Below are 14,306 nucleotides of genomic sequence, written 5' to 3'. Positions count from 1 at the left end.
TCTTCTGTTTGCCGTGTCGCGTTATCGACGCGCCGCGGCGCAAATTTCCAGGAAGTCGGAGGCTACGAGAGCGGCTCCGCCGATCAATCCCCCGTCTACATCAGGCTGGGCGAAAAGGTCGGCCGCATTGGCCGGCTTGACGCTGCCACCGTAAAGCACCCGGGTCAGGAGCGAGATATTAACATCCTTTTTTGCCACTTGGCTACGGATGAACGCATGAATTTTTTGCACCTTGTCCGGGGTGGCCGTCAGACCCGTTCCAATGGCCCAGACCGGCTCGTAGGCGATCACGCCGGTACGGAAAGCCTCTACGCCATAGACATCGATCACGGCGGCCAGCTGGCGGCCAATCACCTCTTCCGCCCTGCCCGCCTCGTGCTCTTCCTGCGTCTCGCCGACGCAATAGATGGGCGTGAGGCCGGCATCGCAGGCCGTCCTGAACTTCTTCGATAGCAGCGCGTCGGTCTCGTGATAGTACTGCCGGCGCTCGGAATGGCCGACGAGGGTCCACTTGGCGCCGACGTCACGAACCATCGCACCGGAGATCTCACCGGTGTACGCGCCCTGCTCCGGGTGCTCGGAAATGGTCTGCGCGCCGAAGCCGAGGCCACGATCACCGTATTTATGGACCAGGTCGGCCAGATAGATGATCGGCGGGATGACCAGCACGTCGACGCCATCTTCCAGACCCTCGACGATCTCGCGGACCAGGCCATCGGCCATCTTGCGCGATCCGTGCATCTTCCAGTTACCGGCGACGAGCTTCTTGCGCATGGGTTGCTTCCGGGCAGGGCCAAGGGGCGGCAGGATAGCGGCGGCTCCCCCGGCGGCAAAAGCTGCAACGCCGCATAAAAGCCGCCGAACGCGACGTTCACCGAGGGTATCGCATAACCCTCGCAATTGACCTGCCTCGTCCCGCCTTCGATGATCCCCGCATGCGAACCCTGAGAATTTTCTTTACCGCCCTCCTTTTGACCGTCTCGGTCGCCGCCTTCGCGCAAGCGCAGGACGACGACCCGGGCAAGCAGATCGGTGACCTCCGCGGCCAACTCGACCAGATCGAGAAGGGCATGAAGGACGACAACATCACCGACTCGGTGATTGACGACCTGCGCGGCCAGGCGGGCGATGTCGCCGGCAAATCCCAGAAAGTCTCCAGCTCGCTCGCGCCCAACCGCGACGCGGCCAAGGCCCGCCTCGACCAGCTCGGCCCCGCCCCGGCGGCAGGCACCAAGGAAGCGCCGGAGCTGGCTGCCACGCGCAAGGATGCCCAGAAGGCCTTCGACGCCGTCGATGCGCAGATCAAGCAGGCCGACGGCATCACCCTGGAGGCGCAGCAGACCACCAGCCAGCTTGCCGACCTGCGCCGCATCCGTTTCCAGCAATTCCTTTCCCGGCGAACGGCGTCGCCGTTGTCGCGTCCCTTCTGGTCGGAGCCGGCCAAGGCGTTTCCGCGCGACTCGGCCAACCTGAGCGACTTTGCGGGCGGCGTAAAGACCGATCTGGTCAAGAGCTGGACCGACGGCAACCGCGTCGCCCTGATCATCTGCGCCCTGTTCGGCGTGCTGCTCATGACGGGCGTGCGCTTCTATCTCGAGCAACGCGCCCGCCACCTCACGGCGAACCGCATGCCACCGGGGCGCCTGCGCCGCTCGGCGCTCATCCTCGGCATCACGCTCACCTCGGCGCTCACGACCGGCCTCGGTACCCAGCTGCTGTATCTGGGCCTGAACTGGGACGAGACCTTCAGCGACGATACGGATGCGATGGCCAAGGCCCTCGTCCGCATCATCTTCTTCGGCGCCTTTATCGCCGGGCTTGGCCGTGCCCTGATCTCGGCGAAGCGGCCGTCGTGGCGCCTGCCGCCTCTCTCGGACGAGACGGCGCTCAGCCTGCGCCGGTTCCCGATGTTGTTTTCCCTGGCCGTGGTGTTGTTCTACTTCCTCAAGGAACTGAACCGCACGATCGGCACCAGCCTCGCCGCCACGGTGATGACCAGCAGCCTGCAGGCACTTGTGCTCACCACGCTCACGGCGATCGCACTGGTGCGCCTGAGCCGTTCGCATCATGCCGTCAACGAGGACGGCGATGCGCCGGCACCGCGTCCGATCTGGGCGAGCCTGTTCATTGCTGCAGCGTGGATCGCCATCGTCGCATCGTGGATCGGATTGCTCACCGGCTTCGTCGCCTTCGCCTCGTTCATGGCGGGCCAGGTGGTGTGGACGATCATCGTGCTCTCGGCCACCTACCTCGCGATGCGCCTGGTCGACGACCTGTTCGAGACACTGCTCTCGGAGAAGGGCCCGATGAGCGCGCGTGCGCAGGCGATCTTCGGCACGCATCCGCGCTTGCTCGACCAGGCCGGCGTGCTGCTTTCGGGCATCGTGCGCCTGGCGCTCTTCATGTTCGGCCTGGTGGCCGTGATCTCCGGCTTCGGTGCCGGGGCATCGGACATCCTGACGCTGGGCACGAAGCTACAGACGCTGAAGATCTACAACTTCGAGTTCAAGCCGGACCAGATCCTCACGGCGATCGGTCTGTTCTTCCTCGGCCTGCTCGCCGTGCGCGTGATCAAGAACTGGATGTCCGAGCAGTACCTGCCCCGGACGAATCTCGATCCCGGCATGCGCAGCTCGCTGACGACCCTGCTGGGTTATGTCGGCGTCGTGATCGTCGTCGCGATCGCCTTGCTGGCGATGGGTCTGTCGGTACAGAACGTGGCCTGGGTCGCCTCGGCCCTCTCGGTCGGTATCGGCTTCGGTCTGCAGGCGATCGTGTCGAACTTCATCTCCGGCCTGATCCTTTTGGCCGAGCGGCCAGTGAAGGTGGGCGACTGGGTGGTGCTCGACGATGCCGAAGGCGATATCCGCCGCATCAACGTACGTGCCACGGAGATCCAGGTATCCGACCGCTCGACGATCATCGTGCCGAACTCGTCGTTCATCACCAAGCCGGTGCGCAACATGACGATGGCGAACCCGCAGGGTCGCGTGCTGATCAAGTTGCCGATGCCACTGGATACCGATCCGATGGAGGCGCGCGAGCACATGCTTGCAGCGATGCATGCGCACAAGCAGGTGCTGGAGACGCCCGCCGCGTCGGTCACGCTGGATAACGTCGACCGTGCAGCGATGACGTTTGCGGTGACCTGTTATGTGGGTGGTCCGCGCGATGTCGGTAACGTGAAGAGCGACTTGCTGTTCGACATCATCGCGCGGTTGCGCAAGTCGGATATCCCGCTGCTGCGGCCGCAGGATCTGGTGTTGCGTGGCGGCGGGAGTGTGTCGGAGGGGATGGGGCCGACGGCGGATTCGGCGCCTAAGGCGTCGACGGACGATCCTTCCAGCTGATTCGCTAGCACCCTATCGCCGCTGAAGCGGCTCCCACAACGAGCCGGCACTTCTCCTGGCTTTGTGTGGGAGCCGATTCATCGGCGATGCTTTTACTTCAGCACGGCGATGCTTTTACTTCAGCACGGCGATACTTTTACTTCGCAGCCTCAACCGGCGCCAGACGCAGATCCTGGAAATCGAAGCTGAAATCCGTCAGCGGTGACACCGGCTCCATGCGCACCTCGCGCACCTTGCCGTCCGGCGTCAGATCGAAGTTCACGAACGCATCGCCGTTGAGCGAGCGGTCGGTCCAGTGGGCAATGAAGGTGTCGTGCTGCCACGGGTCCAGCGTGCCGGTGAGCTGGGCGGTCTTCGCAAAGCTCATCACCAGCTTGCCACCCTGCTTGCTCACCTTGACGTCGCCGTACCAGGGATCGCGATACGTGCCGACGTAGCCATCGAGCGGAAGCGATGGCTTCGACCCCTTCGCACGTGCGGCCTCATGCTTCTTCATGCTGTCGTCGGCATTGCCTTCGGACTTGCGCACACCGGCGGCGTAAGCGGCAATCCAGTCGGTCTTCGGCGCGTCCATGTACGCGTCGAGCGCGCGCATGGTCACTGCCTGGAAGGCTGCACCGGATTCCTGGTTGGTCAGCACCACGATACCCAGCTTGAGGTCGGGCACCATGGTGACGCGCGAGACCATGCCCGGCCAGCCGCCGGTATGCCAGACAAGCTTGTGACCGCGGTAGTCGGAGACGAACCAGCCTTCACCGTAGCCGGAGAAGTTGGGCTTCGCCGCCTTGAGCTCCGGCACGCTGGGCTCGGCGATGCGAATGGGCGTGAGCAGCGACCACATCTCCTTCTGACGCGCTTCGCTGAAGAGGTGCTGCTCTTTGCCGGCGCCGTCCTTGTAGACGCCGCCGTCGAGCTGCATCGTCATCCACTTGGAGAGGTCGTGCACGCTGGAGTAGATGCCACCGGCCGCCTGATTGTTGTTCCACGACATCGGCTCGACCGGCTTCAGATCCTTGAAATCGAACTTGGCGTGACCGGTGGCGATGTCGTCACCGGCACCGATGTGCTCGGGCGCATGCGTCTGCGATTCGGTCATGCCCAGCGGGGTGAAAATGCGCTGGGTGATGAAGTCGGCCCAGGGCTTGCCGGACACCTGCTCGATCACCAGTCCGGCGACGGCAAAAAGAATATTGTCGTAGGCGTACTCGGCACGGAAGCTGTTGGTCAGGGGTACGTAGCGAAGACGCTGCACCACTTCCTGGGTCGTATAGGTGGTGGCCGGCCAGTAGAGCAGGTCGCCGGCGCCCAGGCTGAGGCCGCTGCGATGCGCGAGCAAATCGCGGATGCGCATCTCGCGTGTCACGTAAGGGTCGGACATCTGGAACCAGGGCAGCCTGTCGACCACGCGGTCGTTCATGTCGAGCTTCTTTTCGTCGGCAAGGATCGCCAGCGACGCCGCGGTAAACGCCTTGGTGTTCGAAGCAATGGCGAACTGCGTATGCGCGTCCACCTTGGCCGGATCACCGAGCTTGCGCACGCCCGAACCCATCTCCAGGACGATCTTGCCGTCCTTGACGATGGCCACCGCAATACCCGGAACGTCGAACTGCTTGCGCGTGGCGTCGACATAGGCGTCGAAGTCGGCGAGGTCCATCGGTCGCGCGACGGTGCCCGCGGCGACCGGCGCGATGGGCGCCTCCTGTGCATGCGCGGCTAGCGCAAAGGCAAAGCTGGTGACGCCAAAAGCGAGGAGATAGCGAAGACGCGGCATGGAAGGTCCCGGCAGAAAGAACGTGCCGGGACTATTTCATGCCGCGACGATCCGCGAAAGGGCTCTCTCAGGCCTTGCTTTTCTGGCTGAAGAGCACGCTGCCGAGGATGATCGCACCGGCCAGGGCCATCGTCGGCGTGAGGGCCTCGCCCAGGAACATCCAGGCCCAGGCCACGCCGAACAGCGGGACGAGGTAGGTCGAGGTCGCCGCGCGTGGTGCGCCGATGCGCTGGATCAGGCGGAAGTAGGAGGCGTACGCCAGACCCGTCGAGAGCACGCCGAGGGCGACAACCGCGACCCACGACTTGGTGGGAATCGGTGCATCTGGCCAGGTCAGTGCAGCCAGCGGGGCCATGAGGATGGTCGCGCCGAGCAGGCATCCGGCAGCCACGGCCGTGGGCGGAAGGTCGGACAGGTAACGCTTGATCAGGTTGGCGGCGAGGCCGTAGCAGAACGAGGCGGCGGCACCAGCGAGCGCGGCGGGTGCGACGTTCTCACCCGCCGTACGGCCGCTGGCGAGGATCACGACACCGACGAACCCGGCGACCAGGGCGATGGCCTTGCGGGTACCGATCTTCTCCCCGAAGCCGATGAAGGCGACCAGAGCGGCGAAGAGCACCGTCATGCTATTGGCGATGGCGCCGATGCCGGCTGGCGCGCGCTCGGCACCCCAGGCGAACAGGGTGAACGGGATCGCCGCGCTCAGGGCGCCAAGAAGCAGCATTTTCCACAGGTGCGACAGGCGAACGGCCTTGCGGGCCTTCCACAACAGCGGCAGCAGGATCACCGAGCCGAAAAGCAGGCGCGTGGCGACCATGGGGAACGGGCCGAAGTCTTTCGCGGCCACGCGCATGAAAAGGAACGAACCGCCCCAGATGGCGCCCAGGGACACAAGCTCGACTGGTGTGCGCCAGTCGCGTTCGGTGACCGGACCCAGGGAATCAGCGGGAGGATTGATGGCGGTCGACATATGAACCTCGCTTGTGGCTAGTCCCTATTTTCGCTGGAATGGCGCGCCGGACAAGCGCATTCTTTGCAAGCCAGCCTCTCATTTGATTCAGCCCTCCCCATGCGATCCGCCCTCCTGCCCGCTCTCGCCGCCTTCGCTTCCGCCGCCCGACACCAGAATTTCGCTCATGCGGCCGAGGAGTTACATCTCACCGCCAGCGCGGTGAGTCACCACGTGCGCAAGCTCGAGACCGCGCTGGGCGTGAGTCTGTTCCAACGGCATGCCCGTGGCGTGGCCCTTACGCCGGAGGGCCGCCTCCTCGCCGATGCAGCCGGCTCGGCGCTTGCCGAAGTCGAGGCCGTGCTCGACAGCCTGCGCCAGCACCGGCGTGACAACGGGCTGCGCCTGAGCGTCTTGCCGTCACTGGCGGCGAACTGGCTGACGCCGAGGCTCCGACGCTTCATCGAGGCACACCCCACCGTGCGCCTGTCCATCGACACCGACCGCTCCCTCGTCCGCTTCGACGAAGGCGGCCCCGACCTGGGCATCCGCTACGGCCTGGGCCAGTGGCCCGGCCTGACCGCTCGCTTCCTGATGGACGATTCGCTACAGCCGCTGGCTTCGCCGGAACTGGCGGCTGGCATCACTTCGCCGGAGGATGTCTCCTCCCTGCCCCTGCTGACCGACATCGCACCGGAAGGCTGGCGCGAGTGGTTCAAGGCGGCTGGCGTGCGCTATCCGCGCGGGGGGACGATGCACACGCTCAGCGATTCGGCCGATGGCCTCAATGCGGCGGCATCGGGTCTCGGCGCCGTGCTCGCGCGCACGCGGCTGGCGTCGGCCCACCTTGCCGATGGGCGACTCGTGCGCTTACCGGGACCGGAGCTGCCGACGCGCTATGCGTATTACCTCGTGCACTCCGCCCACCGGCCGCCGACGGCGGCGGCGCTGGCTTTCATTGCATGGGCCGAGCGCGAGACGCTCGAGCCCCGGGCCTAGCGCAAAGCCATCAGGTGACGCCGACAAAGCCGCCGGTCTGGTGAGCCCACAGCCGCGCATACAGACCACCGCGGGCAATCAGTTCCGCATGCGTGCCGGTCTCGACGATGGCGCCGTGTTCCATGACCACCAGGCGATCCATGCGGGCGATGGTCGACAGGCGATGCGCGATGGCGATCACCGTCTTGCCCTGCATCAAGGTTTCAAGACTTTCCTGGATGGCCGCCTCGGCTTCGGAATCCAGCGCCGAGGTCGCCTCGTCGAGCACGAGGATCGGCGCATCCTTCAGCAGCACCCGTGCGATGGCGATGCGCTGGCGCTGTCCACCGGACAGCTTGACCCCGCGCTCGCCGGCGTGCGCGTCGTAACCGGTGCGGCCTTCGCCATCCGACAACAGCGGCACGAACTCATCCGCGCGCGCCTTGCGCACGGCTTCGAACATTTCCGCTTCCGTTGCATCGGGACGACCATAGAGCAGGTTGTCGCGAATCGAGCGGTGCAGCAGCGAGGTGTCCTGGGTGACCACGCCGATGTTCGAGCGCAGGGATTCCTGCTGGACTTTGGCGATGTCCTGGCCGTCGATGAGGATGTGGCCGTCTTCCAGATCGTAGAGGCGCAGCATCACGTTCATCAGCGTGGACTTGCCGGCGCCCGAAGGGCCCACCAGACCGATCTTCTCGCCCGCGCGAACGATGAGGTCCAGCCCACCGATGACGCCGCCAGCCTTGCCGTAATGGAAGTGGATATCGTCGAAGCGCACTTCGCCCCTGGTCACCACGAGCGGCTTCGCGTCGTCGCGGTCGACGACGGTCCGCTCCTGCGCCAGCGTAGTGATGCCGTCCTGCACGGTGCCGACGTTGTCGAAAATGCCGTTCACCACCCACATGATCCAGCCGGACATGTTGTTGATCCGGATGACGAGACCGACCGAAAGGGCGACCTGACCGGTCGACACCGTACCGCGCGACCACAGCCACAGCGCGAGCGCGCTGGTCCCAGCGATCAGCAGGCCATTGAGTGACGTGATCGAGATATCCATCGAGGTGATCATGCGGTTGGACGAGCGCACCTTGCCGGTCTGCTCGAGCATGGCCTCGCGCGCGTATGCCTCTTCGCGATGGGTATGGGCGAAGAGCTTCAGCGTCATGACGTTGCTGTAGCCATCGACAATGCGGCCCATCAGCTTCGAACGCGCCTCGGATGCTTTCCAGGAGCGCTCTTTCACCCGCGGCACGAAGAACACCAGCATGCCGGTGTAACACGCGATCCACAGCACCAACGGCAACGCCAGGAGCAGATCCGCCTTGGCGAATAGGTAGACCGACGTACCCGCGTAGACGGTGACGTACCACATCGCATCCACCACCTGCACCGCGGACTCGCGCAGCGAAGGCGCGGTCTGCATGATGCGGTTGGCGATCCGACCGGCGAAATCGTTCTGGAAGAACGCCAGGCTCTGCTTCAGCACGTAGCGATGATGCTGCCAGCGCACCATGTTGGTCATGCCGGGGTTGAGCGTCTGGTTCACCAGCAGGTCGTGCAGCCCGATGGACAGGGGCCGCAGGACGACGATGACGAAGCCCATCCAGAGCAGGGTCTTGCCGTGGGTCTGGAAGAACACGGCGGCCGGCGTTTTCTGCGCCATATCGACCACCCGTCCGAGGAAGTCGAACAGGGCCACTTCGATGAAAGCCACCGCCAGGCCGACGACCAGCGCAGCGGCGAAGACCTTCCATACCTGGCGCAGGTAGTAGATGTAGAAACGCACGACGCTCTTCGGCGGCGCGCGGTCCGGCGCTTCACGGAAGATGTCGATAAGGGATTCGAACCAGCGAAATATCATGCAGGCATTCTAGCCCGGTTGGACCTGCCGGGCATGCGCCCCGGCAAGCCTCGCTCAGGCCAGCGTCTCGCGCGCCCAATGCCTCCCCTTGGCGATAGCCTGTACGAAGGCATCCGCCATGGCGTCGCTGGCCTTACCCGGCGCAACCACGACGCCATGCGCCGCCCTCAGCTTCCCAGGACCGGAAACCGTACCGGGCAAGCCGGCCAGCAGTTCGACGCCAGCGCCGCTGGCGGCGATAGGCTTGCAGTGGCGCCAGCTGTCGCGAACGAAATCACCGACTTCCACGTGCCGCTTCAAGGCGTCCACGCTTTTTCGGCCACCCGGAATGTAGATCGCGTCGAACAGGACAGAATCGCCCGTGCGGAAGCTGAAGTCCGCCTCCACCGTGTCGCGATGCGACGGTATGGCGCCCAGTTGCGGTGCGACGATCCTTACCCAGGCGCCGCTGCTCTCCAATGCCTTGCGCATCATGGCCAGGTCGTTACGGTCGTAACCGTCGGCGATGAGCACCGCCACCTTGCGCGTGGCGATGCCGCTCTGGCGGCTGTTCGCCATGCTGAGCGCCGGCGATACGGGTACGTCCCGCGCTGGAAGCCACGGCAGCTTCTGCGAATCCCTGGTATCCGGGGCCGGCCCATCGAGGGACCTGTCGTTTTTTCGCGGCACCGGCATGCCCAGCCCCTTGCCGACACTCGCCGCAAGGTCCTCGTCGACCTGGGCAAGCATGAACAACATGCGCTGACGTACCGCTGGCGAACTCACCTTTCCCAGTTCGAATTCGAGCGCGTGACAAAGGTGGTTGTATTCGGGCTCGGACTGGCTATGCAGGAACATCCGCGCCTGCGTGAAGTGATCGCGGAAGGCATCGCTGCGCGAGCCATGGCCCCGGAAGCGCGATCGATCGCGTGACGGCGCACTGCCACGATTGATCGGCAGGTCGTGTCCATCGCCGACACCCAGACGCAATGCCTGCGCGCGTGCGTATGCCGCCACGCGCCCCTGCAATAGCGGATCCTCGGAAAGGTCGATGCCGGGTACGACGTGACCCGGATGAAAAGCCACCTGCTCGGTTTCCGCGAAGTAATTGCGCGGGTTGCGATCAAGCACCAGCTTGCCGATACGGCGAACGGGAACGACCTCCTCGGGAATCAGCTTGGTAGGGTCGAGCAGGTCGAAATCGAAGGCATGGCGATCTTTCTCGTCCACCACCTGCACGCCGAATTCCCATTCCGGATACTCGCCCGCTTCGATCGCGTCGAAGAGATCGCGACGGTGAAAATCCGGATCGTTACCGGAAATCTTGATCGCCTCGTCCCACGTCACGGCATGCAACCCGAGTGCCGGCTTCCAGTGGAACTTGACGAAGCATCCCTCACCGGCCGCGTTGACCATGCGAAACGTATGCACGCCAAAGCCTTCCATCATGCGGTAGCTTCGCGGGATGGCGCGGTCCGACATGGCCCACATGATCATGTGCATGGACTCGGGCATGTGGGAAATGAACTCCCAGTACGCATCCTGCGCTGTCGCCGCCTGCGGCATCTCGTTGTGCACATCGGGCTTCGCTGCCTGGACCAGGTCGGGAAATACCATGGCGTCCTGGATGAAGAACACCGGCATGTTATTGCCGACAAGATCGTAGTTGCCCTCTTCGGTATAGAACTTGACGGCGAAACCGCGCACATCGCGCGCAAGGTCGGTCGACCCGCGAAAACCCGATACGGTGGAGAATCGCACGAACACGGGTGTACGCCTGCCTTTCTCCCTGAGGAAATCGGCACGGGTCAACGACACCATCGATTCATAGGCTTCGAAATACCCATGGGCACCGGCACCACGAGCGTTGACGACACGCTCGGGAAGACGCGCATGATCGAGCCGGTCAAACCTCTCATGCAACGCAGAAGCGTCGAACGGCGTCTTGCTCATGACGGACCTCACGCTTTGGCAGCGGTCCGGTTATCGCAGCGACTCCGTGAATCGAGGGTCAATGCAAAGCAAGAATAACGCTAGGCGTTGGTGTAGCGGGCAATCACGCGATCGACGGCGACGAGGCCGAGGCCGAGCACGACGAAGACCAGCGCAACCACGATCGCGTTGATCAGTACCGTGGCGTAGCCCAGGCGATCCGCGTCCACGAACGGATACGGGTACTCATGCACCACCGCGCCTCGCAGCAGCGTCCATGCAAGAAACACCACCGGAAACAACAACCAGCGAAGCGCATCGCGCCATACCAATGTGCCGTGGGGCAACAGTGCCACCCACCAGAACAGATACAGGAAAGGCACGACATAGTGCACGATGCGATCCGCGATGAGCTGGGGCCCCTGCGGATGCCATTGACCCGCGAGAATCGTGGCGTAGATCAGGCAGGTGACGGCGATGCACAGCGCAGCGAGACCGCGTACGCGCGGCTTTCGCCATACGCGCAGCGGCGCCCAGCTGCCACCGGTGGCCGCGGCGGTTGCAACCAGCGCGACGAGCAGATTGGACAGGATGGTAAAGAAGCTGAAATAACGCACCGTGGCATGACCGATCGTCCCGGACCACAGGATCAACCAGTACTGCAACATCAGCCCGGACCACGCCACCGCCGCAACGACGATCGCATAGAGATTCGATATCGCGGCGGTGCGTGGCGACATGGGTATCAGCCGCCCTTTCCGGCAGCGGCCACCGGCCAGCTGTTGTTCGAGCGGTCACGATCGGGAATGACGTGATCCGGGTCGATCGTGGCAGCGACGATCTTCCGCCCGCCGGGCACCGTCAGGTCGAAGCTCTTGTGCTGCTGCCAGGTCTCCACCGGCACGCGGATGTCGCGCGTGGTCTTGTCGTCGAAGGTGACGCGCAAGGTGGCTGGCATCACCAGCTGGTCGCGGTTCTCGATGGTCACGACCGAGCCTTCGACCTTGGTGATCGCCATGTCCATCTGCCAGTTGTTCGCGTACCACCCACGCCAGAACCACGAAAGGTCCTCACCCGCTTCGCTTTCCATCAGGCGGAAGAAATCCGACGGCGAAGGATGGTGGTAGGCCCAGGTGGCGATGTACTTGCGGAAGGCGGGATCGAAACGCTCAGGTCCGATGATCTGCTCACGCAGCAACACCAGGCCAAGCGCCGCCTTGAAGTACGTCGCGGGATGGCGGTACTTCTCCTTGACCATGTCCGCGCCGATCAGCAGGTTCGGTGCATCGGGATCGGCCAGTAACGGCAGGATCTCATCGACCGGGTTGCCACCCTTCGGCGAATACTCGCTGTCGCGCTTGGGCGCGAACTCGCCATGATGGAAGGCGTCCGCCTCGTACACATCGATGAAGGTATTGAAGCCTTCGTCCATCCACGCGTTACGGCGCTCGTCGGTGCCGACGATCATCGGAAACCAGGTGTGGCCGATCTCGTGCGCGGTGACCATGTGCAGGGGCTTCGCCGGCGCCTTCATCGGATCGAACACGATGCCTGGATACTCCATGCCGCTGGCCGCGGAGCCCGCTTCATTCACCGCCACCGGATACGGGTACGGGTACCACTTGGTCGAGAAGTGTTCGACGGAGGCCTTCAGGTACTCCGTCGAACGGCCCCAGGAGTCGTTACCCACGCTTTCCACGGGGTAGACGGACATCGCCAGCGCCTTCTTGCCCTCGGGCAGGTTGATCCGCGCAGCGTCCCACACATAGGCCGTCGAGGCGCCGAACGCGACATCGCGGGTGTTCTTCATGCGGAACTTCCACGTCAGCGTGCCCGTCTTGCCCGGGCGGCTGGCGGGATCGGTCACTTCAGCCGGCGTGCGGATCATGACCGTGGCATCGCTGTCACGTGCCTTGGCCAGGCGATCGCGCTGGGCGGCGGTGAGCACGTCCTCCGGATTCACCAGCTCGCCGGAGCCCGCCACGATCATGTTGGCCGGAACGGTGATGGCGTAGTCGAAATCGCCGTATTCGAGATAGAACTCGCTGTTGAGGAAGGGTGCGGTGTCCCATCCACGCAGATCGTCGTAGACGCACATGCGCGGATACCACTGCGCCATCTCGTAGATATTGCCGTTCTTGGAAGGAGCGAAACCGGTGCGCCCGCCGAAGTCGCCCGGCAGATCGTAAGAATATTCGATGGTCAGGGTGACCTTGCCACCGCGGGCCGCGACAGGCTCGGGGAGGCGCACCTGCATGCGTGTATCGGCGACGACATAGCTGGCCTTGACGGTCTTCCCGCCCTGCTCGAGCGTTACCGTGGCGACGCGGTAGCCATCGGTATGCTGCTTAGGCGTGCGGCCCGAGGTGAAGTTGCCGCGCGCGTCCGTGGTGTAGCGGTTCTGGTCCATCTGCAGCCAGAGCACGTCGAGCGCGTCCGGGCTGTTGTTGGTGTAGTGGATGGTCGCCTTGCCCACCATCGTGTTCTTCACCGGATCCAGCGTGGCCGCGAGCTCATAGTCGGCGCGGTTCTGCCAGAAAAGCGGGCCGGGCATGCCACTGCCCGAGCGATAGGCGGTGGCCTGCTGGGGATAGGTGAAGGGTGCGAAGGTCTCGCGCGGGTCGAAGGTCGCGGCCGAAGCGCCCAGCGAACCCACGAGGGCGAGGCTGGCGATCGACAGGCGGGCAACGTTTTTCATCGGTAGCACCATGGGGACGACCCCTCAGCGTAACCGGCAAACGAAGCCCGCCTCTACCGTGCCGAAAGTCAGGTGCGCAAGGTCAGGTCAGCGCACATCGATCTTGCGATTCTCGCCCATGTCGGGCGTCTTGCCGGTCATCCGCGCCTTGAGGTAATCGAAAGCGACGACCATCTTCGACGAGGGGCCATCCCAGTATTCCGCGGTGTCGACATCCACGCGGATCAAGGCGAGGTCCGGGTCGTCCTTGCCGTCCGGAAACCAGGTCTTGATCCATTCGTTCCAGTGTTCGTCGATCGCCGCGCGGTCCTCGACGATCCAGGCGCGCCCCGAGAGCGAAACGTAACTGTTGTCGGATGCGCTCGCATAGGACACGTTGACCTCGCGATGAGCCTCCACCTCGACGACCTTCGGCGAGCTCTTTCGCGTGAAGAACCAGAGGCTGCCGTCGAAAGCCCTCTGCGATGCCCCCATCGGCCGGCTGTAGAGCCGACCGTCCCGTTCGCTGGTCAGCATGGCGATGTGGGCGTCCTTGATCAGCGACCAGATCTTTTCATTGTCGTCTTGACGATTATTGGCCATGTCGCGCTCCCGTTGGGCTTTAAAGGCCCACGGTCCCATCCGCTGGCTGAAGAGGCCGTCAATCAAGTTGCCATTCGGGAAGACGCCGGACTCACATGCGGTTTACCATGGGGACCTGAATCCCCTTCGGGACGCCAATACGAGCGTCTCATCCCTAGGTATACCTTGCATCGCGCCACGGTATCCGCATATTCCCCACGTTG

Annotated in this window: 10 protein-coding genes; 2 read left to right on the top strand and 8 right to left on the bottom strand. The window is 64.1% G+C overall.

Features of this window, described 5'->3' with window-relative positions; all coding sequences use genetic code 11:
• Nucleotides 1–21: 21 nt before the first annotated feature.
• Nucleotides 22–774 (bottom strand): triose-phosphate isomerase, encoded by a 753-nt coding sequence (gene tpiA / locus HB634_RS21895; RefSeq protein ID WP_063570659.1) that lies wholly within the window; start codon nt 772–774, stop codon nt 22–24.
• A gap of 161 nt (nt 775–935) precedes the next feature.
• Between tpiA and HB634_RS21890 the strand changes: the two genes are divergently transcribed.
• On the top strand, nt 936–3,350 hold the full coding sequence (locus tag HB634_RS21890; protein ID WP_213950104.1) for a DUF3772 domain-containing protein: 2,415 nt from the start codon (nt 936–938) through the stop codon (nt 3,348–3,350).
• A gap of 136 nt (nt 3,351–3,486) precedes the next feature.
• On the opposite strand, the gene HB634_RS21885 is transcribed toward HB634_RS21890, so the two are convergent.
• Both HB634_RS21885 and HB634_RS21880 read right to left on the bottom strand, forming a co-directional pair.
• A complete protein-coding gene (locus tag HB634_RS21885) occupies nt 3,487–5,004 on the bottom strand; it encodes a serine hydrolase (protein ID WP_255548778.1) in 1,518 nt (505 codons plus the stop codon).
• Nucleotides 5,005–5,188: 184 nt separating this feature from the next.
• On the bottom strand, nt 5,189–6,091 hold the full coding sequence (locus tag HB634_RS21880) for a DMT family transporter (RefSeq protein WP_213950102.1): 903 nt from the start codon (nt 6,089–6,091) through the stop codon (nt 5,189–5,191).
• Between the two features lie 99 nt (nt 6,092–6,190).
• On the opposite strand from HB634_RS21880, the gene HB634_RS21875 reads away from it, so the two are divergent.
• The gene (locus HB634_RS21875) at nt 6,191–7,069 is read left to right on the top strand and encodes a LysR substrate-binding domain-containing protein (RefSeq protein WP_213950101.1); all 879 of its coding nucleotides are present in this window, start codon (nt 6,191–6,193) and stop codon (nt 7,067–7,069) included.
• A gap of 10 nt (nt 7,070–7,079) precedes the next feature.
• Here the strand turns inward: HB634_RS21875 and HB634_RS21870 are convergent, their stop codons facing one another.
• The 5 genes from HB634_RS21870 to HB634_RS21850 all read right to left on the bottom strand — a co-directional run bounded on the left by HB634_RS21870 (nt 7,080) and on the right by HB634_RS21850 (nt 14,103).
• Nucleotides 7,080–8,912 (bottom strand): ABC transporter ATP-binding protein, encoded by a 1,833-nt coding sequence (locus tag HB634_RS21870; RefSeq protein WP_218625587.1) that lies wholly within the window; start codon nt 8,910–8,912, stop codon nt 7,080–7,082.
• Between the two features lie 54 nt (nt 8,913–8,966).
• Nucleotides 8,967–10,844 carry a catalase gene (locus HB634_RS21865; RefSeq protein WP_213950100.1) on the bottom strand — a complete coding sequence of 626 codons (1,878 nt, stop codon included), beginning with the start codon at nt 10,842–10,844 and terminating at the stop codon, nt 8,967–8,969.
• Nucleotides 10,845–10,924: 80 nt separating this feature from the next.
• Nucleotides 10,925–11,563: a Pr6Pr family membrane protein gene (locus HB634_RS21860; RefSeq protein WP_213950099.1), complete on the bottom strand. Its 639-nt coding sequence runs from the start codon at nt 11,561–11,563 to the stop codon at nt 10,925–10,927.
• Nucleotides 11,564–11,568: 5 nt separating this feature from the next.
• Nucleotides 11,569–13,521, bottom strand: coding sequence for a M1 family metallopeptidase (locus tag HB634_RS21855; RefSeq protein ID WP_255548745.1), 1,953 nt, complete (start codon nt 13,519–13,521; stop codon nt 11,569–11,571).
• Nucleotides 13,522–13,608: 87 nt separating this feature from the next.
• The gene (locus tag HB634_RS21850; RefSeq protein ID WP_213950097.1) at nt 13,609–14,103 is read right to left on the bottom strand and encodes a pyridoxamine 5'-phosphate oxidase family protein; all 495 of its coding nucleotides are present in this window, start codon (nt 14,101–14,103) and stop codon (nt 13,609–13,611) included.
• Between the last annotated feature and the right edge of the window lie 203 nt (nt 14,104–14,306).

Origin of the sequence: Luteibacter sp. dw_328, from assembly GCF_018449605.1 — a bacterium.
Lineage (GTDB): Bacteria > Pseudomonadota > Gammaproteobacteria > Xanthomonadales > Rhodanobacteraceae > Luteibacter.
Note: the sequence above shows the minus strand (reverse complement) of the source record. Positions and strands in the feature narration are given on the sequence as shown.

Excerpts from the sequence above, each read along its gene's own strand:
- tpiA (WP_063570659.1), bottom strand. The coding sequence starts at position 774 with ATGCGCAAGAAGCTCGTCGCCGGTAACTGGAAGATGCACGGATCGCGC.
- HB634_RS21890 (WP_213950104.1), top strand. The coding sequence starts at position 936 with ATGCGAACCCTGAGAATTTTCTTTACCGCCCTCCTTTTGACCGTCTCG.
- HB634_RS21885 (WP_255548778.1), bottom strand. The coding sequence starts at position 5,004 with ATGGACCTCGCCGACTTCGACGCCTATGTCGACGCCACGCGCAAGCAG.
- HB634_RS21880 (WP_213950102.1), bottom strand. The coding sequence starts at position 6,091 with ATGTCGACCGCCATCAATCCTCCCGCTGATTCCCTGGGTCCGGTCACC.
- HB634_RS21875 (WP_213950101.1), top strand. The coding sequence starts at position 6,191 with ATGCGATCCGCCCTCCTGCCCGCTCTCGCCGCCTTCGCTTCCGCCGCC.
- HB634_RS21870 (WP_218625587.1), bottom strand. The coding sequence starts at position 8,912 with ATGATATTTCGCTGGTTCGAATCCCTTATCGACATCTTCCGTGAAGCG.
- HB634_RS21865 (WP_213950100.1), bottom strand. The coding sequence starts at position 10,844 with ATGAGCAAGACGCCGTTCGACGCTTCTGCGTTGCATGAGAGGTTTGAC.
- HB634_RS21860 (WP_213950099.1), bottom strand. The coding sequence starts at position 11,563 with ATGTCGCCACGCACCGCCGCGATATCGAATCTCTATGCGATCGTCGTT.
- HB634_RS21855 (WP_255548745.1), bottom strand. The coding sequence starts at position 13,521 with ATGAAAAACGTTGCCCGCCTGTCGATCGCCAGCCTCGCCCTCGTGGGT.
- HB634_RS21850 (WP_213950097.1), bottom strand. The coding sequence starts at position 14,103 with ATGGCCAATAATCGTCAAGACGACAATGAAAAGATCTGGTCGCTGATC.